Below are 24553 nucleotides of genomic sequence, written 5' to 3' on the forward strand. Positions count from 1 at the left end.
TTGAAAGCCAGTTTACGGTTTTCGGTGGTTATAGCGTAGGGGTCACACCTGTTCTCATCCCGAACACAGAAGTTAAGTCCTACAGCGCCGATGATACTGCATTGGAAACGATGTGGGAAAGTAGGTCGCCGCCGAAATTATTTCAAAGCCCCCTGCCATACGGCAGGGGGCTTTTTTTATGTTCGCTTTTTGCGGAACTCCGCTTAGGCTGAGCAACTTGTTGTAAAATTCACCTGCCTTAGCATCTTTGACCCGCCATATCCAGGCCACATCGATTAACAAGGTTTGTAATCGTTTTTGGCCAACGGGTATCAAGAAGCCACGAGGTGCCTTCTCACCATTGTGTCGAACGGTTGGAGCAAGTCCAAGATAGCTGGTGATCTCTTCTTGGCGATTAAAGCATTCAGGGCGGAACAGTCCAAAATGAAAGGTTGTGGCAACGAACTTGCCAACACTAGGAACACTTGTCAGTGCCCGAATCACTGGCCGGTGTTTGGGTTGCCGATTGCGTTGTTCCAATTGACCTGCCACTTCGCTCAGCTCTTGTTGAAGAGATTCCAGCTCTCGCAAATGGCTGTCGATGATTACCCCCTCGGGAAAAAGAGCAAGGGGGTTGTTCCACCGGTTGATTTTTGAGCGATACAGGAAAATACCCGCGTCCTTACGAGGATTGCGGATTTTTTTTTAAGTTTACCGTGGAGGCCAACATAGTATTTTGTTTATCACGTCAATATTATAAGTTGAAAAGCTCCGGCCCGTATTCGTGCGGAGCTTTTCTAAGGAAGGGGGTTGGATCAGTTCTTATCCGGTTCAATCTCGTATGTTTTTATTTTTCGATGCAGATTGGAGCGCTCCAAGCCGATTTCTTCAGCAGTGCGGGAAACGTTCCAGTTGTTTTTTTGCAGTTTTTCAAGGAGGAACTGCTTCTCGAAAATTTCTTTGGCTTCCCGGTAGGAGTCGGGCAACTCGGTCAAACTGGTCTTTTCTATGACATGTTTGTCGGTTTTGGTAATCTGCTGTGGAAGGTCATTCGCCCTGATGACCTGATCAGGAGTCATGATCACTAGCCGTTCAATTAGGTTTTTGAGCTCACGTACATTCCCAGGCCAGTTGTAGCTGAGAAGAGCATCAAGTGCACTTTGAGAGATTGTTTTAATTTCACGCGACTCTTTACTGCAAAAATACTGCAGGAAATGGCTGACCAGACGTGGGATATCCTCTTTTCTTTCTCTCAGCGGTGGGACCGTGAAAGGAAGCACGTTCAGTCTGAAATAAAGGTCTTCGCGGAAATTTCCCTCTTTGATTTCTTCCTCCAAGTGTTTGTTGGTGGCCGCGATGACGCGTACATCAACTTCAATCGTGCGGTTTCCTCCGACCCGCTCGAATTTATGTTCCTGCAGAATTCGAAGAATTTTGGCCTGGGTTTTCAAGCTCATATCCCCTATTTCATCCAGGAATAGGGTGCCGCCATTGGCTAAATCGAATTTCCCCTTACGTGCTGCTGTGGCACCGGTAAAAGAACCCTTTTCGTGGCCGAACAGCTCCGATTCAATTAACTCTTCCGGGATGGCCGCACAATTGACCTCAACGAAGGGTTTGATACTTCTTGTCGATTGTGAATGGATTGCGCGGGCAACCAGCTCCTTTCCTGTGCCGTTTTCACCCGTAATTAATGCCCAGCCGGAACTGGGGGCGGCAATTTCGATTTGTTTTTTCAGTTTCGAAATCGGCAGACTCTCGCCAATCATTTCATAGTCGCGATTGATTTTCTCTTTGAGAGCCTGATTTTCGGCAACTAGCTGCCCAACCTTCATCGCATTTTGGATTGAAAGAAGTACCTTTTCCAGAGAGAGTGGCTTCTCGATAAAATCGTAGGCGCCGAGACGGGTTGCTTTGACCGCTGTTTCGATCGAGCCATGGCCGCTCATCATGATTACCAGTTGATTCGGTCGCAAGTGTTTGATTCTTTTCAGCGTTTCAAGCCCGTCGATCCCGGGCATCCAGATGTCAAGGAGGATCAGGTCGGGATCTTCCGTCTGAACCATATTGATGGCATCTTCGCCGGTAGCAGCGAAGGAAGTTTGGAAGCCTTCATCTCCCAGGATTCCCGCAAGGCTTTGGCGAATGCTGATTTCGTCGTCTACGACCAGAATACTTTTCATCGGTAGCTTATGCTCCTTATCTATTGACCATGTTTAGCTGGTAGTTGCTGGTAGTTCAATAATAAACCTGGCGCCTTGCGGGCTGTTATCCCTGACGCGAATATAGCCGTTGTGGTCGGAAATAATCGTGGAAACGATGGCCAGACCAAGCCCAGTTCCGGTTTTTTTGGTTGAAAAATAAGGTTCAAACAAGCGGGGCTTATCTTCGTCGCGAATGCCACATCCATTGTCAGCAATTGTCAGGGTTATAATCTGTAGTTCTGAATTGTATGTCGATTCGACGTTGATTCTGCCATGATCGTTCACTGCTGCAACGGCATTCTCCAGTAGATTAATGATGACTCTTTTGAACTGTTCTCGATCCAGATAGGAAGTAGGTAGATCGACGTCTAGAGATTTTTCAAAGAGAATAGTTTTGTGCCCTTCCTGGTATAGCACCAAACATTCATTGACAATCTCATTGAGATTGTTCGGGGTTGGTTTCGTAGCCGGCATACGGGCAAAATTGGAAAACTCATTGACCAAATTTTTTAGCTCATCAACCTGACGGCTGATCATTTGTGTGCAATCGTCGAAAACATTATCTTCAGCATTAAAGCGGTCTAAGTAGCGTCGACGTAGGCGTTGTGCTGAAAGCTGTATCGGTGTTAGTGGGTTTTTTATTTCATGGGCAATGCGCCGCGCAACTTCCCGCCACGCTGCCATTCGCTGTGCCTTGAAAAGTTGTGTCAAATCATCGAAAACGGCAACTGTCCCCATGAAATTGCCCTGTTCGTCTCGCAGGGTTGTCAGGTTGATCAACAGGGTGTACTTATCGCTGCCGATCGGAATGGTTAACTGTTGCCGGATCGTTCCCTTCTCGGAATAAAAAAGTTCTTTTAGTAGCTCCATGATCTGTGGCATGTAGCTCGCTGGGATAACTTCCCGAAAATCCTGACCGAGCATTTGCTCTGCTTTGAAATGCAGCAGATTCTCAGCCGATTTGTTGACGGTGGTCAGAAGGCCGTAACGATCGACAGAAATTACTCCGGCGGTCACATTGGCCAACACAATTTCCATGTAGTTGCGCCGTTGGTCGAGCTCAATGTTGGAAGTTTGCAGCTCCTGGTTGGCCGCTTCGACCTCAATGCGCCCTTGCCGCAGGTCGGTTGTCATCTTGTTGAAGGCGCCAACTAGGGTTCCGATCTCGTCTGTACTACGGGTTTCCAGTTGAATTTCGAGGTCGCCTGAAGCGACCCTACTGGTCGCTTCCGCCAGTTCCTGGATCGGCACCGTAATGCCGCGGGCTAGGTGAAAACCGAACCATGTTGCGAGAAAGATAATGATCAGAGCGATTAGCAACAGAACGACGACATAGCTTTGCTGTATTTGTCCCTTGATCGATTTGGTGGTTTTGTACTGCTCAACCGAGGAGGCAATTTCCCCCATTTTGTTAACCAGCGAATAAGGAACATAATAATTGACCACTACCACGCCCACAATATCTTCAAAATTCCAGTTCGATCTGACTGGAACGATACCGCGGATCAAATCGGCCTGTCCGACCGGGGTGATCTGGGAAAAGCGAACTCCTTGCAGCCCTTCGCGGACCGGATCTGAGGTAGCCGAGGTAATCTCAAAGATCGGTAGCTTTGGGTTGGCTACTCGGACCAACTCCTCGTGGGTCGCGGAAAAAACCTCAACGATGCCCAGGTTGTACTCTTCCTGCTTGATTTTGATCAGTTCTTTTAGCTTGGGGAGGTTCTCTTCATTGAGCAGTTTGTCTTGTTTGATTCGCTGGGAAAGCTGGTCAGCATAATAAAGCGCATTCGCTTCAGAGTTGCGGTAATAGGTTTGGGCAACACTGAGCGATTCGTCCAAAGCATTTTCAACTTGTGTATTGAACCAGTTGTCAATGCTGCTGCTGATAAAGCCGGCAGAGACGAAAAACAACAGCATAGTTGGAATCAGCGATAACGCAATAAAGGCACCAACCAGCTTGCTGCGTAGTTTTGCTCCTGGGACTCCGCGCCTTCTTTCGAGTATCAATTTGAACAGGTTGCGGAAAATAAGGAACAGAAACAGTAGCACTAGCAGGATGTTCAGATTGATGAGAGCCAGGGCAATGATACTGTTGCTGATCGGCAGTTGAATCGTTAGGTCGAATAGGTGGGTTTCAAACTGTGGGATAAGGACCAGCAACAGAACAACCAGAAACAACAGGATCAATTCGCGTGGTTTTCGGCGAAACTTGCTTTGGTTTTGGTTGGCAGCAGTTTTTTTGCTCATCAACAGGGGCTCTTCTTTGGGCAATTCAATCTGATAAATAAAGCGATTCTATTGAATGTAGGGGGACAAAACAAGCCTGTCGTCAATGAAACAGGGCTAAAGGTAAAAAAGGCAGCCGGAAGGGCTGCCTTTTAAGTTCAACAGTATGCATTAGCTCAAGCTTTGCTCCAAGCCAGATCGATGGAGAAAGAGCCTACGTTTGCTCGTCGTGCTTCTCGCAGAGCATGTTCGCTGAATTCAACGTAGGTCCAGTGCGACGGATTGTCAAGAATGGTCTGCACCATTTTTGCATTGAGGTCATGCCCTGCTTTAAACGCACGGATGTGGCCGAGTAGCGGATAACCGATCAGGCTGAAGTCGCCGAAGGCGTCAAGAATTTTATGTCGAACAAACTCATCCGGGAATCGCAGCCCCTCCGGGTTCATGACGCCGTCATGATCAATGACTACAGCGTTCTCAAGCGAGCCGCCGCGCGCCAAGCCGTTGGCTTTAAGGTATTCGACTTCATGCAAAAAGCCAAAGGTTCGTGCCGGAGCGATCTCCTTGCAGAAGTTTTCAGTCGAAAACTTCATGCTGTGCTGCTGGACTGAAATGGCCGGATGGTCGAACGCAATATCGAAGGTAATGCGGAAGAAACGTGACGGAATGATGCTTATCCGTTTCTCCCCTTCAATAATTTCGAGCGGCTTGCGAATGGCGATAAACTTTCGGCTAAGGGCAAGACTTTTGATGCCGACCTGTTGGATTTCGCGTATAAAAGGAACCGCGCTGCCGTCTAGAACCGGAACCTCCGGGCCATCGATGTCCACGTGTAGGTTGTCGATGCCGAAAGCTGCCAGTGCAGCCATAAAGTGTTCCACCGTGGATACGGTGGTACCGTGGCAACCTAAAACCGTAGCCATGCGGGTGTCGACGACGTTGTCAGAAGTCGCTTTGATCGAGACCGTCGGATTGCAGTCTATACGATGAAAAACAATCCCGGTGTTAGCTTCTGCCGGGCGCAATTTAAGATTAATCCGATGACCGGAGTGAAGGCCGATGCCGGAAATCGTTAGTTTGTTTTTGATAGTGCGTTGGAGAATCATCTTTTCTTTCCACGAGTGATGCAAAAAATTCGGAGTTTAGGAATTGCAAAAATCCTGCCATCGGGAAATGTGTTTCAACATAGTGTAATTATTGGAATTATCAGCTCGGGACTGCAGGGATTGCAAGTACGGTGTTGCAGACTTGCTTATTTTCTTGATGGTTACTGTGCTTGATAAGCCACAGTCGCACAAGGGGAAAGCTACATTCGACCGGAGCGAAGGATGGCGATCGCCAAGCCGAAACCAAGAATTCCGGCTACTGTGTAACCGAAAAGGCCAAGAATCGGGAAGCCGAAAAGGATTGGACCTTTGTCGGTCTGCATAATCAGCGATGAACCGATGATCAGGGCGGCAATCACCAGACTGAAAGAGATCCTGTTTGATGACTTGTCAAGGTCGGTGATCAGGCGCTCCAGCCCGCGGTGTTCGAGATCGATTTTGAATTTGTTGCGGTTGACCCGGTTGATGAATTCCTTGATATCTTTCGGCAGGCTTTTGCTCAAAGACTGGTAGGCCTGGACTGTTCTGGTCAGTTCTTTCGACAGGCTGGCCGGCGAGTAGCGTTTTCTGACAATCTGCTCTGTAAAAGGTTGCAGGTGTTCAACCATGTTGAACTCGGGGTCTAGTTGGCGGCCGATTCCTTCCATGGCGATCAGGGCGCGGGATAGCAGCAGCATGTTCGATGGGAACTTGATCCGGTATTCAGTCAGGATTTCGATAAAATCGATCAGCAGCTTGCCGACCTTCAAATCCTGCAGCAGGATATCGTAATAATCGTCAATGAACTCGCTTAGATCTCGTTTCAGGCTCTTCAGGTTCGATTCATCGACCAGTTCACCGGAATAGAGCAGCTGTGAAATAATATGGTCGACGTCGCGACGCAGTATCGAAAGCAAAAGTTCTGTCAGTTGCAGCTTTAGGTCTTCGTCGAGGCGGCCGACCATACCGAAATCGAAAATGCAGATGACATTGTTCGGGAGAATGTACAGATTTCCCGGGTGTGGATCGGCATGGAAGAAACCATGCTCGAAAACCTGCTTAAGGAAAACGGTGGCCCCGGTCCGGGCAATCTTTTTCAGGTTGTAACCGGCCTGCTGCAGTGCTTCTGTTTGTGAAATTTTGATCCCGGACAAATATTCAAGGGTCAGCACGGTGCGACCGGAAAACTCCCAATACACTTTTGGAATTCTTACCGTGTCATCATCGGCAAAGTTGATCGAAAAGCGGTCTATGGTGCGGCCTTCGCGGGAGAAGTCAAGTTCGCGGGTGATTGAGCGGCGGAATTCCTTGACCAGGCCGATTGGGTCGTACATGTCCCCACCTGGTATGTGTTTATCCATCAGGTAGGCCAAACCCATCAGAATATCGATATCGGTTTCGATGACATCTTCTATTTTCGGCCGCCTGATCTTAAAGACCACCTGCTCGCCGGACTTGAGGGTGCCGCGGTGGACTTGGGCGATACTGGCTGTGGCCAGAGGGGTTGTTTCGAAATGAGAAAACAGTTCCTCAACCGGGCGGCCGAGCTCAAGATGAACTTGCGCTAGGATCTTCTCCGTGTCGACGGTGGGGACTCGATCCTGAAGTTTTTTCAGCTCTTCCAAGTAGTCGGCCGGCACAATGTCGGGCCGGGTTGAGAGCAATTGGCCAAGTTTGATGAAGGTCGGCCCCAGCTCTTCTAGGACCAAACGCATCCGTTGCGCCTGTGACAATCGCTCGAGGTCGCGTGAGGCGGTACCAAGCGATACGATCCGTTTGCCCAACTCAAGGTAATAGTCGATGTTGAGCTGCTCGACAATGTGGCCAAAGCCGTATTGGATCAGGATGCCGAGGACCTGGCGGTAGCGTTTTAGCGATCTTATGTTCCGGTTGATCCGGGTAAAAGGTAGCATAAAACTGTAGTCGAGCTATTTTTTACTAAGCGCTTTCAGCTGCTTTTCCAATTCGGTCACTTTTTTCTTCAATGCGGCGAACTCTTCCTCGGTGACTACACCGACACGTTCACAGGCTTTTTTTACTTCCTCGCGAGCCAAGTCTTCAAGTTTCTGCTGACTCTCTTTCGTGGCACTCTGCAGTTTTTCCAGCAGCTTCTTGCCTTCATCTTCCGACAGGTTCAGCTTTTCTTTCAGGTCGTCGATCAGTTCTTCAGCTTTTTTCTGGGTCAGCGACATAACACCAATTCCTGCCAGCAAGCTCTTTTCGATGATTTCCAGCATGGTAGCCTCCTTGTAAGCAGCGAGAAATTGAAAATCTGTAAAAATTATAACAGGTTCAATAGCTTGTTCAACGCCAGGGAGAGCCTGGTTTGAGCGGAAAAGTTATCTATCAGCTCTTTTTTGGGGTGCGAAACGCTCTTTTTCCGAATAGATGCAGCCGCAATACTGTTGGCGATAAAGGCTCATCTGCTTCGAGATCTGGATACCTTCATTCCATCCCTTGCGGAAGTCCTCGTAATAAAAGAACAAATTGTAGTCAATTGCCAGTTGCTGGCCGAATGCTAGGATCTCTTCATGTTTCTGATAGCGGGAGTAGAGTAGGGTTGTGGTAAACGCCTCAAATTCTAAACGTTTTGCCTCCTTGGCCGTCGCCAGCAGGCGTGATCGGTAGCAGTGCCTGCAGCGATTAGTCGGATCCTGAGCAACTGAAGCGAGAAAGTCCTCAAGTCGGTATTGTTCGTCGTAGGTTACCGGCAAGTCGACTTTTTTCGCGTACTCTTTGGTGGTTGCCAAGCGTTTGCTGAATTCCTGGAAGGGGTGAATATTGTCGTTATAGAAATAACCGGCCAGTTGATGATTCTGCGCGCGTAACCTCTTGACCGGGTAGATGGCGCAGTTGCCGCAGCAGATATGTAATAGAATCTGCATATTAATCTCCTGTCTGAGATGAGAGGACATGGATTCATGAGCATTGCTCAAACCATCGCAGCTGTCACTCGGGTGTTTTTTAACGTAACTGGTAAAGCAGTCTCGGTTTTGGCAGGTTTAGTTGTTTCCAAACCTTGTTAGCCATTTTTTCCGCGGCCTTAGGGTTTTGTAGTCGGCTGTGGCAAAGACTGCTCAGCTGTTTGTGCAGAAGCTTCAAGTCCTTGCCGTACTGCTTCTGCAAAAGGGCCAGATGCTGACGGTCCGCTGGTAGTTCGACTTCAGTTTTTCCAAGTGCCGAGCAGAGTAGCAGAGTGTTGGCCAATTCTTCTCCATAGACCAGAAACTTTCGCCCCGCAGCATCTTCAAGCTCTATTTCACCGAGCAACTCACTTTTAATTTCAAGGGGAGGAGTCAACCGGTAGGTCGTGGTGTCCGCCTGATCGAGGAAGTACAGGTATTGTTCGGGAAAATTCGGAATGCCGGTTTTGCGCAGCTCCTGAACCAGCTCTTCGCGTAGGTTTTTATCCGGTCTTTGCAGCGACAGGTCTTTGTTTTTTTTCTGTTCCTTGGGCAGCTCGAAGGTTGCAAGCTCTGGACTGGCTAACAGTTCTGCCAGGAATTGATCCGGATCCTTATCAGGAGATCGCCCCAGCTCTTGGAGCAGAAGCTGGTCCGGTTGCGGGAAACTTTGTAGTTCCTGCTGGTGTTCTTCTGCAGAGAGGTTGGTGAGGTTTAGGCCAAGAATTTGCTCGAATTTTTGGCTGAGGCGGCTCTGCAGGTAAACCCCTAGACCTATTTCGGCAGCGCATGTCAGCTTCTCCAAATCCGGCCAAGTCAGTTTGTCATCGAACAGTTGGTAAATTTCTGGGGGGAGCAGCAGGGTCAACAGCAGCTGATTGCGAAAACGCGGCAGGTCGCCGCTAGGCAAAAAGCTTCTATGCTCTCCTTTCCGGCAGATGCTGACCGGTGCGTCCTGTTTGGCTTCGGGACTCAGCTGCAGGCTTATCAGGTCGTCAGCTAGCGCACGGACCTGCCGGATTGAATAACTTTCCCAGACCAGCTGCCAGAAGGGATCGCGAACCGAAGTCAGAATGGCCTGAAGCGGCAGGGTCAGGATCAGCAGACGCTGCCGTCGACTGAGCCCGAGTAAGTGAATTAGTTCCCAGAACCAAAGAGGCTTATCGCCGCCGATACGAAATCTACGGTTTGGCCAAGAGGTGCGTAGCAGAGCAGTATACTGCTGACGTTCTTCTTTTGACAGCAGCCTCGAATGATTGAGGGTGCCGTAAATTTCCAGCTCTCTGCGGTCCAGATCGCTGAACTGGAACAGGTTACCAAGCAGCAGCATTAGCGGTTTTTTCTGCTGTAGATCCTCGCTCAGCCTGATTGCAGCCAGCAGAGAAGGAGAATCTGAGATAATCAACTCAGCCTGTGGGCCAACGCAGGGACTTTCCGGGTAGAGCAAGATTTGCCCCGGGAGTTCGGAGTGGTTTTTTTTCCAGCTGTTGATCAGTAGGTAAATGCTTTCGGCTGCACGGTGCTCATCCTGACGCCAAGAGAGCTGTTGTAAGCGCAGCAGTAGGTGGTGAAAGCAGACCGCCGCTTCATTCGGTAGCTCGGGTGGCGATACACTAACCGTTACCGAAAGAGTTTTTTCCAGCGGCCCTGGGAGCTGTGGCAGTGAAAGCTGGATAGCCCTTTCCAGCTTCTCCGGTAGGATGGCGGAGGGTAGCTGCTGGTGCCAAGCAAGACTGAGCAACTGAAGAAGCAGCAGTCGATTGGCCTCTTGGGCCAGCTGATCGGCATCTTTTCTCGAAACGATCTCCTTTTCGGCACGTTGACTGCGGTAGCTGTTGGTCAGCGCCGGTTGCGCCAGCTCAAGGGTGGTTTGAAACAGGTTGTGCAGATAGTGCGCAGAAAGTTGGTCGTTGCGGATCAGGCCGATGACCGCCAGCAGCTTCAGTTCCTCGAGAACATCACCGAGCAGATGGCGGAACGCATCTGGATGGTCGGTATCGACCAGCTCGAACTGTTGATGCTGTTGAGCAGCCCCATCGCAGACCTGCCAAATCCTCACGCGGTCGATTTCCCAAGTGACGAAATGTTTCAGGCCGAGCGCGTCACAGCAGCTGCAGCCGTTTTTCAGCTCCATTTCCAGATCTTGTTCCGGCAATAAAAGAATGCCACCCGCCATCATACTCTGGCGGTTGATCCAGAAGACCAAAGGCGGGTGCAGGATACCCTGATCGGTGTAGATTGTTGGGCACAGGTCGACCCGGCGAAAAGGGGTGCGGCCGTTTTCGATGGTCAGCTCGGTCCAGAGGGCGAGCTGCTGAGCAAATTTCTGCAATTCCTGTTTCATCAGCAGGTGTTTTAACCGAACAGGTTGCCTGTGCGGCTACTTTCGTTTGGCGTGCGTTGAAAGTGGCGAAAGCAAAACTCTGTCGCTACCCGGCCGCGCGGCGTGCGGTTCAGAAAACCCTGCTGGATCAGGTATGGTTCGATAACATCTTCGATAGTGTCGCGCTCTTCGCCGATCGCCGCCGCCAAGGTGTCTAGGCCGACCGGTCCTCCACTGAACTTGTCGATGATCGACAATAGCAGCAGGCGATCCATGTAATCTAAGCCTTGGTTATCAACTTCCAGCCGCTTCAGGGAGTGGTCGGCCAGTTTACAGGTGATCATTCCATCCCCCTCAATTTCTGCAAAATCACGCACCCGGCGTAGCAGACGGTTGACGATCCGTGGGGTGCCACGGCTGCGACAGGCTATTTCGCGCGCACCATCGGCGTCGATCTGGATGCCGAGAATCCCGGCGCTACGTTTGACAATCGTTGTCAACTCTTCGTTGGAATAGAACTCGAGGCGGCTGATCACGCCGAAACGATCTCGCAGCGGTGACGACAGTAACCCCGCGCGCGTGGTGGCTCCGACCAGGGTGAAACGGGGGATGTCGAGTTTGATGGTGCGCGCCGAGGGACCCTGGCCAATCATAATGTCGAGCTGGTAATCCTCCATCGCCGGGTAAAGGATCTCCTCGACTACCGGCGAGAGGCGGTGAATCTCATCTATGAAAAGGACATCACCTTCTTCCAGATTGGTCAATACGGCGGCAAGGTCTCCTGCTTTCTCGATTACCGGGCCGGAGGTGCTTTTGATGTTGACCCCCATCTCCTGGGCAATGATGTTGGCCAGAGTGGTTTTTCCTAAGCCGGGCGGACCGAAAAAGAGCACGTGGTCGAGCGCTTCCTTTCGGTTGCGGGCAGCATCGATAAAAACCTGCAGATTCTGCTTCGCCTTACTCTGCCCGACATACTCCTTTAGGGTGCGTGGGCGTAGTCCGGCTTCGTAATTTCCCTCTTCCGGTAGCTCCTCTCCGGTGATCAACCGCTCGGGCATCCGTCCGTCTCCCTATTTGACCAGAATCTTCAAGGCCGCCTTAAGAATTTCTTCTAAAGGGGTGTCTGGCGAAATTTTAAGGTTCTTAAGTGCTTTTCGCGCTAAGGTTTCTTTGTAACCCAGATTGACCAGAGCAGACAAGGCATCTTGATGGCTGGCGTCGCTGGTTTGCTGTGGTCCCTTACTTTCCGAGACCGTGCCTTCAACGGCATATCGCCTTGCTTTGTCCTGCAGTTCGAGAACCAGTCGTTCGGCACTTTTTTTGCCGATGCCGGGGATGGCGGTTAGCCGCACCACATCGCCCTGACTTAATGCCAGTGCTAGTTCGTCGGTCGGGATATGTGAAAGAATGGTGATCGCCAATTTGGGCCCGACGCCGGAAACCGAAATCAGCAACGCGAAAAGACCTTTCTCTTCTTCGGTGAGAAAACCGAACAGGTGGATGGCATCTTCTTTGACGTGGGTGTGGACACGCAACTGGATTTTGCCCGATTCCGGCAAGGCATAAAAGGTAGATAGTGGAATCTGCAGCCGGTAACCGACGCCGTTGACATCGAGTATAATCTGTTCCGGGCTGCACTGGGCTAATTCACCGGTAAGCTGGGCAATCATCGACGATTCCTTTGTGGGCGCAGGCTTGGCTGGTTAATCTGTCTAGTTAGATGGTGGCTGTGGGCGTGGCAGATGGCGACGGCCAAGGCATCGGCGGCATCTTCCTGGGCTATTTCTGGCAGGTTCAGCAGGGTGCGGGTCATCTGCTGGACTTGACTCTTCCCAGCGCGACCGTAGCCAACAACCGCGCTTTTGACCTGCAGTGCCGAATATTCGGCTACCGGTAGTCCGGCGTTGATACCGGCCAGCAGAGCTACGCCGCGGGCATGGCCGAGTTTGAGGGCGGAAGCCGGGTTGCGGGCCATGAATACCTGCTCAACGGCTACCGCATCCGGCCGGTATCGTTCGATCAGCTGACAAAGTTCGAGGTAGATTAACTGCAGGCGTTCCGCCAGTGCGTCGTTGCTGCGGGTAAAGATGGCTCCGTTGTCGAGATGGATCAAGCGGTTGCCCTGCTGCTCGATGAAGCCGTAACCGGTTACTTTGCTGCCAGGATCGATGCCGAGAATTTGCATAGCGCGAGAATAAATGAAAAAGGCGGAAGGCAAAAGGGAAAATCCTTCTGTCTTCCGCCTTTTTTCGTTTAAAAGCTTTTGCCTAGCCCATGATCTTTTCCATCTCTTCGTCAGAGATATCGAAGTTGGAATGGACGTTCTGCACGTCATCATTATCTTCCAGCACGTCGATCATCTTCATCAGCGACTCGGCCTGCTTGCCTTCCACCGCAGTCATGTTCTGCGGGATCATGGTAACCTCCGCTGACTGGAATTTCAGCCCTTGCTCTTCAAGAGTGTTGCGAACCGTTTCGAAATCGGCTGGGTCGGTGACCACTTCAATTATTCCGTCTTCTTCTTTGACATCTTCGGCACCGGCCTCAAGAGCCGCTTCAAAGATGACTTCGAATTCGCTGTCGTCACCGAAGATGATCTGCCCCTTTCGATCGAACATGAAGGCAACCGAGCCGCTGACGCCGAGACTACCGCCATATTTGTTGAAGGCGTGGCGAACATCGGCAACGGTGCGGGTGCGGTTATCGGTCATGAACTCGACAATCACGGCCACGCCACCCGGACCGTAGCCTTCGAAGATCCCCTCTTCGTAGGTCACGCCGTCGAGGTCGCCGGTTCCTTTTTTGATAGCCCGCTCGATATTGTCCTTCGGCATGTTGGACTGCTTGGCTTTATCCACCGCCAAGCGCAACCGGGCATTAGACTCGAGATCGGCACCGCCGATTTTGGCCGCAATGGTGACTTCCTTGATCAACTTAGTGAAAATTTTGCCCCGCTTGGCGTCCTGTGCGCCTTTGCGGTGTTTGATATTGGCCCATTTACTGTGTCCAGCCATGGTTTTTCTACTCCTTGCAAATTTATTCTATATAAAACGCCGGCAACGGCCGGCGATTTATATTTCCTTGTGGATTTCTCGCGTTAATGATCCTGTGGGTCGTTGCGATAACCGATGATTTTCAGCTGGTCGGTAATGCCAGTAACTCCCTTAACGCTTTGGGCATCGTCGAGTGCGGCATTTCTTTCCTGTTCACTATAAACATGACCGGTTAGGGTGACGTGACCTTCTTTAACATCGATGTTGAACCAGATGTCTTCGATCCGGTCATCCGCCAAACGGGCGACCTGAATTTTCTTCTGGATGATCAGGTCTTTCAGTTTAGCTTTGCAGGCCGTTTTCCGTTCCTCCAGATTCCGGTCCCTAACCCCGTTAGTAATCAGTTTGACCGCGGTCTCATTTGATAGGCGGGCGGTATTGATGACCAGATCGTACTCAATCGGGTTTTCCCAGTCGCGGTCGAAATAGTATTTGATAAAACCAGCGCGCTGCTGGTCACTCTTGCGAACCAAGGAACGGGCTAGGTCTGGGTCGATCCATTCGCGTTCGGCCCAGCGCTCTACACGATCCTCAAACGGGGCGATAACACGCACTCGGAAAACACTGGTGATGCCGGGGAGCAGATCTTGGCCACCACGGCCGTAAATGATCACATTCCCTTTAAGGGCCGCTTCCAGCACAATCAGTTGGATGCGGTTCATGCCTAGCTCTATCTGACGGTCAAGTTGCTCGACAAAGGCGGGGGGTTTTTCGTCGATCTGCTGGAGGGCTTCGTAAGTCAGACCGTACTTGCCGGCAACATCCTTGATTGCCTCCTCATCAATGAGGGTATAGCCTAGCTCTTCTGCGGCTTGATGAACAATCGGGATGCCGCCGCTTCCCATTTCACGGGAGATGGTAATGATAGCCATGTTTTAATCTCTCTCCAATCGTGCTGTGCTGTCGATCTGCCAAGCTACTTCTTCTTGGCATTGAAGCCAGGTTTGTGATCGAAATAATGAATGGTCTCAAGAAATCTCACGGTGCGAGTTTTAGAACGCATCACCACCGTGTGGGTTTTAGCACCGCCGGCGAAGTAACGTACGCCGCGGACCAGATCGCCGTTGGTGACTCCTGTTGCCGCGAAAAAAACATCGCCTTTGGCCATCTCTTCTGCCGTGTAGATTTTATCAAAATCGGTGATTCCCATGTCGCGCGAGCGGGTCCGCTCTTCCTCGCTCATGAACACCAATCGCCCCTGCATGAATCCACCCAGGCACTTTATTGCCGCCGCCGTGAGAACCCCTTCGGGTGCACCGCCGATACCCATCATCATGTCGACGCCGCTGCCTTCAATGGCCGATGCGACCGCCGGGGCAACATCGCCGTCGGAAATTAACTGGATTCGAGCACCCGCTTTGCGAATCTCGGCGATCGCCTTGTCGTGACGCGGGCGATCAAGCAGGACGACCATCAGGTCTTGAGGCTGACACCCTTTTGCTTTGGCCAAGGCTTTAACGTTTTCTCCAGGCGATTTCTGCATGTCACAGGCGCCGATGCCGTCTGGACCGGTGACCAGTTTGTCCATATACATGTCCGGAGCGTGCAAAAAACCGCCGCGTGGAGCCATGGCGATAGTGGCAATCGCTCCATTAACCCCTTTAGAGCAGATGGTGGTTCCTTCCAGCGGATCGACGGCGATATCGACTTTGGTACTGTCTTCTATGCCGGCGCCTAGTTCCTCCCCGATATAGAGCATTGGCGCTTCGTCCATTTCCCCTTCGCCGATCACGACGATACCATTGATATCCATCTCGTCGAGGGTGCGACGCATTGCTTCGGTTGCCGCAGCATCTGCTGCAACTTTATTGCCTTTGCCGACCCAGCGACCCGAGTCGAGGGCGGCAGCTTCGGTAACTCGGGCAAGCTCTAGAGCAAGGTTTCTATCCATAGACCTTTTCGTTGTCAGATGCTTGGTTTAAATGGTGAACTAGTACTCACTTTCGTCAGCGGGTCATAATGGCACGATTTCCCATCAAGTTCAAGTCTGCCAATTGTCGCGGTTGTATATATATAAGCTGAAAAGCGGTACGATGAAAAATATCGCCCTTCCTTGCAGGGAGCACAGACATGAATCTTTTTCAACTGGGGATTTGTTTAGAATGGCCTATTGTGTTTGGATTGGCGACTGGCTATAATCGCGCCTTCAATTTCATTGCTGGAAGAATGGTGACATGACGATGGTAGACGAGGAGAAAAAAGAACTGGTTGCGCTGCTGCGAAATCGGATCGAAGAACGCGGCGGTATCAGCTTTGCCGAGTTTATGGCGCAGTGTCTCTACCATCCCGATTATGGTTACTATACAACGCCCCGCACGCGGATCGGTAAGGAGGGCGATTTTTTTACTTCCTCCAGCGTCCATTTCCTGTTCGGGCGACTAATTTCCAGGCAATTGACGCAGATGTGGCAGCTGCTCGGCAAAGGCGAATTCATCATTGCCGAGCAGGGGGCAGGGGAAGGGCATCTCTGCCTCGATATCCTCAACGCCTTAGCGGAAGATGCCCCCGATTTCTATCAGCAGCTCCAGTATCGAATTGTTGAGATCAGTCCGGATCACCGGCAGGGGCAGGAGGGAAACCTGCAGCGTCATGTCGATGCCGGCCGGGTCGGTTGGTGCTCTCTGGATGAGTTGCAGGGGATGCAGGGCTGTTTTCTCAGTAATGAACTGGTCGATGCTTTTCCGGTTCACTTGGTCGATAAAGATGATGGCGAGCTGAAAGAGGTTTTTGTCGTTAATAGCGATGAAGGCTTTGTCGAGGAGGGCCGCCCACTGACCAACCCGGCGATCAGAGATTATTTCAAACTGGTCGGGCACGGCCTGCTCGAGGGGAACCGGGGTGAAGTCAACCTGCAGGCCCTCGACTGGATGAGCAGCGTGGGCAAGGTGTTAGCGCGGGGCTTCGTGCTGACGATAGATTATGGCTATCCGGCTGAAGAGTTGTATGCTCCGTTTCGACGCAATGGTACTCTGCTTTGCTATCATAAGCATCAGTCGAACGAGAATCCTTACCAGCGGCTCGGCTGTCAGGATATCACCGCGCATATCGATTTTACCGCCCTGCAGAAGGTAGGCGAGCGGAACGGTTTGGAGTCACTCTACTTTGGCGAACAGTACCGCTTTTTAATGGGACTCGGATTTCTCGAAGCCCTGATCGAATTGCAGGCGTGCGCGACAAATCCGCAGCAGGCACAAGCCTTACGGATGACTTTGAAAAACCTGGTCATGCCGGATGGTGGCATGGGTGATAGTTTCAAGGTGCTGGTGCAGGGCAAGGGGGTTGGTGTCCCCGAACTGCTCTGTGCGCGAAAAATACAAGATATCCGTCTGGCCACCGGCATCTTTTAGCCCGGTGGCTTGCTTGCGTAAAACAAGAGGCGTTATACTTCGATAAGACAACTTACATGGAGGACTATCTGATGAAAGATCGCGTTGAAGAAATTTTGAACCAAGTTCGCCCGGCCCTGCAGGCTGATGGTGGCGATGTCGAGTTGGTCGATGTAAGTGAGGATGGCATTGTCAGCGTCAAACTGACCGGCGCTTGTGGGTCATGCCCGATGTCGACCATGACCCTGAAGATGGGGATCGAAAAGACCCTGATGGAGAACATTCCCGAAGTTAAAGAAGTGGTCCAGGTGCATTAAGGCTCCGCTGCTCTGATATTTTACGCAAAAAAACCAGCGAATAACTCACTGGTTTTTTTGTTTAGAGGGTATTTGTTTTCTCGTGAAAAGGAGTTCTGCCCATTTTCAGCACCGACTTCGTGTTGTTTCAGTAACAAAAGGCTGGATATTTTGTTCTATTGGTGATAATTTGGGCGCAATTGCTTTTAATTCGTCCCAGAGGTGATCCGCTGAAAAAGTTCTTTTTCAGCAGTTTGAGGCTTTTTTAACAGGTTTGGCGATGAAATCGACAGAACGACGCAAGGAATTATTGATTTGGTTGGAAGAGGAGGGGACTTTAAGTCTGGCCGAAATGGTTGAGCGTTTCGGGGTTTCCAAGATGACCATTCATCGGGATCTCGATTTGCTAGAGCAACGTCAGGTTTTGAAACGAATTCATGGCGGTGCGGCGCGGATCGATAAGCTGGTTCGTGATCGGGATGGACGCTACGAAACTCGTTTGGAGCAGGGCAGTTGCCTGATCTGTTTTCGCCCGCCGAGCCAGCAGTTGCTTTACACCCTGACGCTGAAAAACGGTGAGCAAAAAGTTGCCTGTTGTCCGCACTGCGGGATCTCGGCCCATCTGATGTTGGGTGACCGGATCGCCATCGCACTGACCGCGGATTACCTGTCCGGCAAGCTTCATTCTGCCCAGCACTCTTATTTCGTGCTTGGGAGCGTTTGCAGTCCCTGTTGCCGGCCGTCGATACTGACGTTCGAAGACGAAGAGATGGCCAAGCGTTTCCAAACCGGTTTCGGTGGCACAGTCGGTCGTTTGGGAGACGCGTTGAAATTTCTCGAAGAGGATATGAGCCTCGACAAGACCGAAGGTTGCCCGCACTGTGCAGCGGCAAAGCAACGGCAGATAGGCTGAAGCGAGGCCTGAGAATTGCTCAAATCAACCCTGCAAAACGCTGTCGATGATATCTCATCGGTAGCGTTTTTTATTTCCCGTGTAGAACTCGTGAAGTTTTAGCAATAGCCCCTGTTTGGTGTGTAGGGCACCATGAGGGCAGAGTTCCTGGCAACAGAAACAACGGATGCAGCGATCGTAATCGATCCGCAATTTTCCCCCCTTTATTCGCATCGCTTCCGGTGGGCAGTGTTTGACACAGCTATTGCAGAGCTTGCATTGCGTGGTGTCGACTACCGGGCGGGCGGTGAGGGAATGTTTTAGACGATTTTTCAAAAATCCCTTCAGGCCGAAGTTGATATCGGTCATCTTCGCTGGCCGGAAGTTGTTGATGCGCAATTTTTCCAGCGGATCACCGCAGAGCAGTATCTCATCCAAATGAGTAAATGGGCGACCACTGTCGAGTGCTTTTTGTTGTGTCCAGACCTGCTGTGGTTTCATGCCGACCAATGCAGTGGCCACTGTGTCGACCGCTTGGGCATGGCTGCCGGCCAACAGCGCCCCAATCGGTATCGGATCGCCGCTGCCGGGGCCTTCGCCTTCCATGCCGATGACGGCATCGACAATATTCAGTGTTGGAGCTAACTGCTCGCAAAGTTCCAATAGCATCAAGGCGAAAAAGCCTTTGTCAGTTCCGGCTTGCAGGTGTAGACGCGGCTTGCGCAGACCGACGACCGCACCGAACATGTTCTTAACCGCGCAGGTCAGACCCATCATCTGGTGTGTTTTCAGCTTCGGCAGGTTGATGATGACATCTGCGTCAAGAATGTCCTGCGCCACCTCCAGTTCGTGAAAGGTGCCGGTCTTGCTTTTGATTTTCACCGATTTCGTGAACGGTGCAAAACGCGCTCCGGTCGCTTCGATCACCTCAAGGATGCCCGATTTGCGGGCTACGCTTTCCGGGCTGCCGATGCCGGGGGAGTCACCGACACTGACAATCCCGCCCGTTTCCTGCACCAGTTTGATGACCGCGCGGACAACTTCCGGGTGAGTGGTAACTGCTCTTTCCGGCGCATTGCCCGACAGTAGGTTCGGTTTCAGTAGAACCTGCTGGTTCGGTTTGACGAATTGTGCCATTCCTCCTAACGGCTTCAATAACTGGATTAGTGCCTTTTGGACATTTTCCGACTGGTAGTTGTCGAGTTTTTGCAGGACAACCTGCGAATCTTTTTCAGGCGAGCTTGTCAGCACGTGAATCAGCCTTCAAGGAGCTTGATCTGTAGTTTGCGGGTACGGGGCCCATCGAATTCGCAGAAATAAATTCCTTGCCAAGTTCCGAGTTGCAATTTGCCCTTGTGGATAATGATTTGTTCACTTGCACCGATTAGGCTGCTTTTGATGTGCGCGGCGCTGTTCCCCTCAAGGTGCCGATAGTGATTTTGCTGCGGGATCAATTCATTTAAGCCGTTGATCATGTCGGTGACGACATCTGGGTCGGCGTTTTCGTTGATGGTGACCGCTGCGGTGGTATGCGGGACAAACAGCGTCGCCAGCCCCTCTTGAATCCCTGAGCGGCTAACAATCCTCTGTACCTCGGCGGTTATTTCGCGCAACTGCACCTGCATTTCGGTTCGAACGCTGATTTCATGAGTCATGATGCCTCCCGTAGCGCGGCCCTGACCGCGGCAAGTGCCCGCTGGCGATAGATCAGACCGGTGTGGCCAATGTTGTTTAACTCTATCGCCGTCCCCCACGGCAGTCGGCTGTTGGCGTTCGGTAAGACCATGTTGTCATGTAGGGTATAGACGTTGGTCAGCGTTACGGCTTCTGGTTTCGGGGCACTGTTCAGCCGCCGCAGAAAGTCTGAGCCAGGCACTAGGACTTTGCTGAGCGGTGCGAAGGCGAAAGGCGTCAATTTGGAGCCTAGATGTGGTGAGCCGAGAATAACACAGCGGTCAACTTTGTTTGCTCCGCCGCGCAGCTGGATATAGTTGCGGGCAATGATACCGCCCATCGAGTGCCCGACTAAATGAACCTTGTCGACGCCGAGGTAGTGGCGCAACTCATCAACCTTTTTGGCCACCAGTTCGGTCAGCACTTCTTCATTGTGCCAGGAAGAGATGTTGATGGTTGCGATGTTGTGGAACCCCTGCCGCCGTAAAAAGGCTTTAAACCAGAACCAGCTGGCCTGATTGTTAAAAAGCCCGTGCAGCAGTAGAACCGGGGTTTCTCCCCGCTGTTGCGGGTGGCGGCGCGGGTTGAGTAGGCCCAATGGCATGGTCATAATGGTCAGCATGTTAAAGAAGGTTTCCTGCAAAATGACCGATGCTGCCATTCGCAGTTTCTTTCCGTGGAAGCGACCTTCGATCATTTGAGGATCGGCATTGGCGTATTCGTACCAGCACATGCTATAAGTCAGAATAACAATCAGCAGGTTGACAACGCCAAAGATTATGAAAAGGGTAAGCAGAAGAGTAGACCAAAAACACCACATGAGAGATGTCCTCCCCAATAGAATCGGTCACCGTTTTTAAGATATTTAAGAGAGTAAGGCTACGATCGGTTGACCATTGTCATATAAATAAAACTGAATTATGACATGCTCTTTAGGGATGGTCAATTGCATGGGGAAGGCAGTTCGAAGGAGTTCGGATGGATCAGCAGTTAGTAAATTTTGAGAAGCATCTATCCGTGGAGCGGAATTTGTCGCCTCGCACGGTCGAGGCATATGTGCGTGATTTGCGACAATTCCGAAATTTTGTGGAAACAGCTGGGTTGGCCGATGCCCTAACTGGGATCAATCTTTTGCTGGTCCGGCGCTATCTAGCCGAGTTGCACGGGCGCTGCAGTCGAACCAGCATTGCGCGTAAATTATCAGCGTTGAGGGTCTTCTTTCGCTATCTGGTTCGCGAGCGCGTGTTATTAACCTCACCGCTGGATGGCCTATTGACGCCGCGTCGAGAGCAATTCCTGCCGAAAGTGCTCAGCGCTGAGCAGATTCAGGATCTGCTTGAGCGGCCGTTGCCCGGAAAGCGGCTGCTTATTCTGCGCGACTTGGCCATTTTCGAACTGATCTATTCCTGTGGACTGCGTGTCAGCGAACTGACGGGGCTTGATATCGGCTCGGTCGATCTGATAGAGGCTAGGGCCCGAGTACTAGGAAAGGGGTTAAAAGAACGATTTCTGCCGATCGGTCGACCAGCTTGTCGGGCCTTACAGGCCTATTTTGAGTTGCGTGGAGAGGGCGGGTTGGATGAGCCACTATTTATCAACCGGCAAGGTGGCCGGTTGTCTTCGCGCAGCGTACAGCGTAACTTGAAAAAACGCTTGTTGCAGCTCGGTTTGCCGACCGATGTTACCCCCCACGCATTACGCCACTCTTTCGCCACCCACTTGCTCGACGCCGGGGCTGACTTGCGCGTTATCCAGGAGTTGCTCGGCCATGCGTCCCTTTCCACTACCCAGCGTTACACCAAGGTCAGCTTCTCCCATTTGACCGAAGTATACGATCAGGCCCATCCTCGCAGTCGAAAAAAGTGACCAAAATGGTCATAATTTCCTTGACAGGCGACTCGAAGTCGGTAGACTAACGATTGACAATATTGGTCTTCTAACTCATCATAAATTTGAAAGGAGCTGGTCTTATGGGTGTCCTGGTTGGAAAGCAAGCCCCTGAATTTACTTCAACAGCTGTTATGGCTGATGGATCGATAAGTGATAATTTTAGTCTCTCTGACTATAAGGGGAAATATATCGTCCTGTTCTTCTATCCGCTTGATTTCACCTTTGTCTGTCCCACGGAACTGATTGCTTTCAGCCGTCGGATTGCTGATTTTGAAGCCAAAGGGGTGCAAGTGATCGGCTGTTCGATTGATTCGCAATTTACCCATATCGCCTGGCGGAATACGCCGGTTAACGAGGGTGGCATCGGCGAGATCAGGTATCCACTGGTGGCCGATGTGAAACATGAAATCTGCAGAGCTTATGATGTTGAATTTGACTCTGCCGGGGTTGCCTTCCGCGGCTCTTTCCTGATCGATCAAAATGGTGTCGTTCGCCATCAAGTTGTCAACGACCTGCCGCTGGGGCGCAATATTGATGAAATGCTGCGCATGATTGACGCTCTACAGTTCCATGAAAAGCATGGTGAAGTTTGCCCGGCCGGTTGGAGTCAGGGCGACAAGGGGATGGTCGCCGACGGTGCCGGCGTGGCAAATTATCTCTCAGAAGAGGCTGATAAGCTGTAAGTGGCGACAAGTCTCCGTAGCTTTTGGGCGGTTCGCAAAATATCTGAGGAAAAGGCGGCATATTGTCGCCTTTTCTATTCTCAGCCATCGTCCAATAAGAGTTCTGGGGGCTCGGCTTGGCCATCGTTCTGGACCCGCCCGTAACCGTTGTGGTGGCAAAGATGCCTTTCTTCGGACAGGCGAACTGACTTGGTTGTAGCCTGACTCGCTGGATTTTATCAATACTCAGCTTAAAGAATCATAACTCGAACTCCTTATTTGTTGAGCCATATCCTATCCTTCGTCTTGTTTAGAATTATGAGCTGATTGTGAAGTTCCAGCTGGTAAAATGAGGCGGGAAAAAGAAAGCCCCGCCGGAAAACCGGCGAGGCCATTTTATTGCAACTGTAGGACTTTTGCTTATTCGCAGAGGTCGACTTTGATGTCCCAGTTCTTGATACGCATGGTACCGTTTTCGGCCATGTTCTGCTGCATCTTGAAAGCGCGGTCGAACTTCTGTGGCTCGTGGCCAACGCCACGTTCGAGGCAGTCCTTGGCGGCCATCTCGAAGTAGTCGGTGAGGATCGGCTTGTACTCTGGGTGAGCACACTTCTCGATGATGACCTTGGCCCGATCCTTCGGCGCCAAACCACGCAGGTCGGCTAAGCCCTGCTCGGTGACCAGAACGTCGAGGTCGTGCTCGGTGTGGTCAATGTGCGGGGCCTTCGGTACGACGCAAGTTATCCCGAGCGGATCGGTTTTGGTCGGACGGGTTGACGGGCTGTGCATAATCTTCAGGTACCCATTCCGCAGGAAGTCACCGGAACCACCCAGACCATTGATCATCCGGGTGCCGCCAACCAGGGTCGAGTTGGCGTGTGCGTAGATGTCGAATTCGACAGGGGTGTTCATGGCGATACAGCCAAGGCGACGGATCGGCTCCGGATTGTTCGAAATCGAAAGCGGGCGCAGGGTGATCTTGCTGAAATACTTCTCCCAGTTGTCAAAGAAGCGAGGGAAGCCCGGTTCTTCGGAGAGGGATAGCGAGCAAGAGGATGCACAACGCAGGTTACCACCGTCGAAGAAGTCGAGCATGGTATCCTGTAGAACTTCGGTGAAAACCGACAGGTTGGTGAAAGGCCCCTTGGCCAGACCACCAACAACGGCGTTGGCGATGGAGCCGACACCCGACTGCAACGGCAGCAGGTTCTCCGGCAGGCGGCCCTTCTTCACTTCGTGAGCAAAGAATTCCATGATATGGCCAGCGATTGCTTCGGAAGTATCATCCATCTCAGCAAAAGCCCTACCTTTGTCGCGGCGCTTCGACTCGACAATGGCGACGATCCTGTCTGGATCGCAGGGTACATACGGGGTGCCGACACGGCTGTCCGCAGCAGTGATCAGCATCGGAGCACGATGGGGCGGCTTCTGTTGGAAGTGGATGTCGTGCATCCCTTCAAAGGAGGGCTGTCCAGTGTTGACTTCGATGATGATCTTGTCGCACAGGTGAAGTGCCTCAGAAACGATACCACAGGAGGTGGTCAATGCCAGGCCGCAGTCTTCAGTGATGGCAGATACTTCGACGATACCAATGTCGTAACGGCCATTTTCGGTATAGAAACCGTAGCCGGCGTCCTGAGCGAAGTGGCCGAGGTGCTTGTCGCCCATGCGGATGCGCCCGGCGTTGATCCCCTTGGCGATGTTCTTACCTGTCTGGTAAGGCCAGCGGCGATCGATCATGTCGAGGGTTGCCCAGCGGTCTTCAGTTTCAGCACCGACCGAAGCACCGATAAACAGGTTGAAGCGGAGTTGGCCCTGCAAGTTGTTGGCTTCAACGTGATCAGCCAAAGCAATAGGTACCTCTTTGGGGTAGCCGGCTGGGGTAAAACCTGACCACATCAGGTTTTGGCCATCCTTGAAGTGCTGGATGCAGTCTTGCGCGGTACAGACTTTGCTGAGTAGCGACTTGCGACGAACGCGACTTTCAAGTGTTCCGAATTCGGACATTCTCTCTCCTCCTATAAATTAGGATCAGTGGTG

The 24553-nt window shown here is 51.6% G+C and carries 22 protein-coding genes, 1 rRNA gene and 1 pseudogene; 6 read left to right on the top strand and 18 right to left on the bottom strand.

The annotated features are described in order from the left end of the window. Nucleotides 1-20: 20 nt before the first annotated feature. A 5S ribosomal RNA gene (rrf, locus tag Q7J88_RS04660) occupies nt 21-137 on the top strand. Between the two features lie 97 nt (nt 138-234). Here the strand turns inward: rrf and Q7J88_RS15360 are convergent. The 14 genes and pseudogenes from Q7J88_RS15360 to glpX all read right to left on the bottom strand — a co-directional run. Next, nucleotides 235-531: pseudogene (locus tag Q7J88_RS15360) on the bottom strand (transposase); the annotation flags it as partial. A gap of 263 nt (nt 532-794) precedes the next feature. After that, the gene (locus tag Q7J88_RS04665) at nt 795-2162 is read right to left on the bottom strand and encodes a sigma-54 dependent transcriptional regulator (RefSeq protein ID WP_303720990.1); all 1368 of its coding nucleotides are present in this window, start codon (nt 2160-2162) and stop codon (nt 795-797) included. Nucleotides 2163-2195: 33 nt separating this feature from the next. Further along, a complete protein-coding gene (locus Q7J88_RS04670; RefSeq protein ID WP_303720991.1) occupies nt 2196-4430 on the bottom strand; it encodes an ATP-binding protein in 2235 nt (744 codons plus the stop codon). A gap of 155 nt (nt 4431-4585) precedes the next feature. Next, nucleotides 4586-5515 carry a UDP-3-O-acyl-N-acetylglucosamine deacetylase gene (gene lpxC, locus Q7J88_RS04675; protein WP_303720992.1) on the bottom strand — a complete coding sequence of 310 codons (930 nt, stop codon included), beginning with the start codon at nt 5513-5515 and terminating at the stop codon, nt 4586-4588. Between the two features lie 200 nt (nt 5516-5715). Continuing rightward, entirely contained in the window at nt 5716-7407 is a 1692-nt protein-coding gene (locus Q7J88_RS04680; RefSeq protein WP_303720993.1) for an AarF/ABC1/UbiB kinase family protein, read from the bottom strand. Nucleotides 7408-7422: 15 nt separating this feature from the next. Further along, nucleotides 7423-7731: a phasin family protein gene (locus Q7J88_RS04685; RefSeq protein WP_303720994.1), complete on the bottom strand. Its 309-nt coding sequence runs from the start codon at nt 7729-7731 to the stop codon at nt 7423-7425. Between the two features lie 102 nt (nt 7732-7833). Beyond that, nucleotides 7834-8379 (bottom strand): epoxyqueuosine reductase QueH, encoded by a 546-nt coding sequence (locus Q7J88_RS04690; RefSeq protein WP_303720995.1) that lies wholly within the window; start codon nt 8377-8379, stop codon nt 7834-7836. A gap of 79 nt (nt 8380-8458) precedes the next feature. Continuing rightward, nucleotides 8459-10741 carry a hypothetical protein gene (locus Q7J88_RS04695; protein ID WP_303720996.1) on the bottom strand — a complete coding sequence of 761 codons (2283 nt, stop codon included), beginning with the start codon at nt 10739-10741 and terminating at the stop codon, nt 8459-8461. 11 nt (nt 10742-10752) lie between these two features. Further along, complete coding sequence (ruvB, locus tag Q7J88_RS04700; RefSeq protein ID WP_303720997.1) at nt 10753-11778, bottom strand: Holliday junction branch migration DNA helicase RuvB; 1026 nt, start codon at nt 11776-11778, stop codon at nt 10753-10755. A gap of 12 nt (nt 11779-11790) precedes the next feature. Next, complete coding sequence (gene ruvA, locus Q7J88_RS04705) at nt 11791-12390, bottom strand: Holliday junction branch migration protein RuvA (RefSeq protein WP_303720998.1); 600 nt, start codon at nt 12388-12390, stop codon at nt 11791-11793. Next, entirely contained in the window at nt 12387-12905 is a 519-nt protein-coding gene (gene ruvC, locus Q7J88_RS04710) for a crossover junction endodeoxyribonuclease RuvC (RefSeq protein WP_369681972.1), read from the bottom strand. The genes ruvA and ruvC overlap by 4 nt, the downstream gene beginning before the upstream one ends. An 82-nt stretch (nt 12906-12987) precedes the next feature. Next, a complete protein-coding gene (locus tag Q7J88_RS04715) occupies nt 12988-13734 on the bottom strand; it encodes a YebC/PmpR family DNA-binding transcriptional regulator (protein WP_303721000.1) in 747 nt (248 codons plus the stop codon). 83 nt (nt 13735-13817) lie between these two features. Beyond that, nucleotides 13818-14645, bottom strand: coding sequence for a cytidylate kinase family protein (locus Q7J88_RS04720; protein ID WP_303721001.1), 828 nt, complete (start codon nt 14643-14645; stop codon nt 13818-13820). 44 nt (nt 14646-14689) lie between these two features. Continuing rightward, on the bottom strand, nt 14690-15664 hold the full coding sequence (glpX, locus tag Q7J88_RS04725; RefSeq protein ID WP_303721002.1) for a class II fructose-bisphosphatase: 975 nt from the start codon (nt 15662-15664) through the stop codon (nt 14690-14692). Between the two features lie 283 nt (nt 15665-15947). On the opposite strand from glpX, the gene Q7J88_RS04730 reads away from it, so the two are divergent. The 3 genes from Q7J88_RS04730 (at nt 15948) to Q7J88_RS04740 (ending at nt 18308) form a co-directional block, all read left to right on the top strand. After that, nucleotides 15948-17120, top strand: a complete 1173-nt coding sequence (locus Q7J88_RS04730; protein WP_303721003.1) for a class I SAM-dependent methyltransferase — start codon at nt 15948-15950, stop codon at nt 17118-17120. A 71-nt stretch (nt 17121-17191) separates the two neighbouring features. Then, a complete protein-coding gene (locus Q7J88_RS04735; protein WP_303721004.1) occupies nt 17192-17416 on the top strand; it encodes a NifU family protein in 225 nt (74 codons plus the stop codon). A gap of 259 nt (nt 17417-17675) precedes the next feature. Further along, nucleotides 17676-18308, top strand: a complete 633-nt coding sequence (locus tag Q7J88_RS04740; RefSeq protein ID WP_303721005.1) for a DeoR family transcriptional regulator — start codon at nt 17676-17678, stop codon at nt 18306-18308. Nucleotides 18309-18362: 54 nt separating this feature from the next. On the opposite strand, the gene Q7J88_RS04745 is transcribed toward Q7J88_RS04740, so the two are convergent. Genes Q7J88_RS04745 through Q7J88_RS04755 form a run of 3 tightly spaced genes read right to left on the bottom strand, consistent with a single transcriptional unit; the run spans nt 18363 to nt 20781 of the window. Beyond that, nucleotides 18363-19538 carry a DUF362 domain-containing protein gene (locus Q7J88_RS04745; RefSeq protein ID WP_303721006.1) on the bottom strand — a complete coding sequence of 392 codons (1176 nt, stop codon included), beginning with the start codon at nt 19536-19538 and terminating at the stop codon, nt 18363-18365. A gap of 5 nt (nt 19539-19543) precedes the next feature. After that, nucleotides 19544-19942: a secondary thiamine-phosphate synthase enzyme YjbQ gene (locus tag Q7J88_RS04750; protein WP_303721007.1), complete on the bottom strand. Its 399-nt coding sequence runs from the start codon at nt 19940-19942 to the stop codon at nt 19544-19546. Then, nucleotides 19939-20781, bottom strand: a complete 843-nt coding sequence (locus Q7J88_RS04755; protein WP_303721008.1) for a triacylglycerol lipase — start codon at nt 20779-20781, stop codon at nt 19939-19941. Before Q7J88_RS04755 ends, Q7J88_RS04750 begins: the two co-directional genes overlap by 4 nt. Before the next feature lie 158 nt (nt 20782-20939). Between Q7J88_RS04755 and Q7J88_RS04760 the strand changes: the two genes are divergently transcribed. Next, a complete protein-coding gene (locus tag Q7J88_RS04760; RefSeq protein WP_303721009.1) occupies nt 20940-21827 on the top strand; it encodes a tyrosine recombinase XerC in 888 nt (295 codons plus the stop codon). Nucleotides 21828-21931: 104 nt separating this feature from the next. Further along, nucleotides 21932-22534: a peroxiredoxin gene (locus Q7J88_RS04765; protein ID WP_303721010.1), complete on the top strand. Its 603-nt coding sequence runs from the start codon at nt 21932-21934 to the stop codon at nt 22532-22534. 399 nt (nt 22535-22933) lie between these two features. Here Q7J88_RS04765 and Q7J88_RS04770 read toward each other — a convergent pair whose 3' ends face one another. Then, nucleotides 22934-24520, bottom strand: coding sequence for an acetyl-CoA hydrolase/transferase C-terminal domain-containing protein (locus tag Q7J88_RS04770; protein WP_303721011.1), 1587 nt, complete (start codon nt 24518-24520; stop codon nt 22934-22936). Between the last annotated feature and the right edge of the window lie 33 nt (nt 24521-24553).

The organism is Malonomonas rubra (assembly GCF_003247215.1).
GTDB classification, from domain to species: domain Bacteria; phylum Desulfobacterota; class Desulfuromonadia; order Desulfuromonadales; family Geopsychrobacteraceae; genus Malonomonas; species Malonomonas rubra_A.

Bases quoted from the DNA above. Each gene is read 5' to 3' on its own strand.
- Q7J88_RS04665 (WP_303720990.1), bottom strand. From the start codon at position 2,162: ATGAAAAGTATTCTGGTCGTAGACGACGAAATCAGCATTCGCCAAAGC.
- Q7J88_RS04670 (WP_303720991.1), bottom strand. From the start codon at position 4,430: ATGAGCAAAAAAACTGCTGCCAACCAAAACCAAAGCAAGTTTCGCCGA.
- lpxC (WP_303720992.1), bottom strand. From the start codon at position 5,515: ATGATTCTCCAACGCACTATCAAAAACAAACTAACGATTTCCGGCATC.
- Q7J88_RS04680 (WP_303720993.1), bottom strand. From the start codon at position 7,407: ATGCTACCTTTTACCCGGATCAACCGGAACATAAGATCGCTAAAACGC.
- Q7J88_RS04685 (WP_303720994.1), bottom strand. From the start codon at position 7,731: ATGCTGGAAATCATCGAAAAGAGCTTGCTGGCAGGAATTGGTGTTATG.
- Q7J88_RS04690 (WP_303720995.1), bottom strand. From the start codon at position 8,379: ATGCAGATTCTATTACATATCTGCTGCGGCAACTGCGCCATCTACCCG.
- Q7J88_RS04695 (WP_303720996.1), bottom strand. From the start codon at position 10,741: ATGAAACAGGAATTGCAGAAATTTGCTCAGCAGCTCGCCCTCTGGACC.
- ruvB (WP_303720997.1), bottom strand. From the start codon at position 11,778: ATGCCCGAGCGGTTGATCACCGGAGAGGAGCTACCGGAAGAGGGAAAT.
- ruvA (WP_303720998.1), bottom strand. From the start codon at position 12,390: ATGATTGCCCAGCTTACCGGTGAATTAGCCCAGTGCAGCCCGGAACAG.
- ruvC (WP_369681972.1), bottom strand. From the start codon at position 12,905: ATGCAAATTCTCGGCATCGATCCTGGCAGCAAAGTAACCGGTTACGGC.
- Q7J88_RS04715 (WP_303721000.1), bottom strand. From the start codon at position 13,734: ATGGCTGGACACAGTAAATGGGCCAATATCAAACACCGCAAAGGCGCA.
- Q7J88_RS04720 (WP_303721001.1), bottom strand. From the start codon at position 14,645: ATGGCTATCATTACCATCTCCCGTGAAATGGGAAGCGGCGGCATCCCG.
- glpX (WP_303721002.1), bottom strand. From the start codon at position 15,664: ATGGATAGAAACCTTGCTCTAGAGCTTGCCCGAGTTACCGAAGCTGCC.
- Q7J88_RS04730 (WP_303721003.1), top strand. From the start codon at position 15,948: ATGACGATGGTAGACGAGGAGAAAAAAGAACTGGTTGCGCTGCTGCGA.
- Q7J88_RS04735 (WP_303721004.1), top strand. From the start codon at position 17,192: ATGAAAGATCGCGTTGAAGAAATTTTGAACCAAGTTCGCCCGGCCCTG.
- Q7J88_RS04740 (WP_303721005.1), top strand. From the start codon at position 17,676: ATGAAATCGACAGAACGACGCAAGGAATTATTGATTTGGTTGGAAGAG.
- Q7J88_RS04750 (WP_303721007.1), bottom strand. From the start codon at position 19,942: ATGACTCATGAAATCAGCGTTCGAACCGAAATGCAGGTGCAGTTGCGC.
- Q7J88_RS04755 (WP_303721008.1), bottom strand. From the start codon at position 20,781: ATGTGGTGTTTTTGGTCTACTCTTCTGCTTACCCTTTTCATAATCTTT.
- Q7J88_RS04760 (WP_303721009.1), top strand. From the start codon at position 20,940: ATGGATCAGCAGTTAGTAAATTTTGAGAAGCATCTATCCGTGGAGCGG.
- Q7J88_RS04765 (WP_303721010.1), top strand. From the start codon at position 21,932: ATGGGTGTCCTGGTTGGAAAGCAAGCCCCTGAATTTACTTCAACAGCT.
- Q7J88_RS04770 (WP_303721011.1), bottom strand. From the start codon at position 24,520: ATGTCCGAATTCGGAACACTTGAAAGTCGCGTTCGTCGCAAGTCGCTA.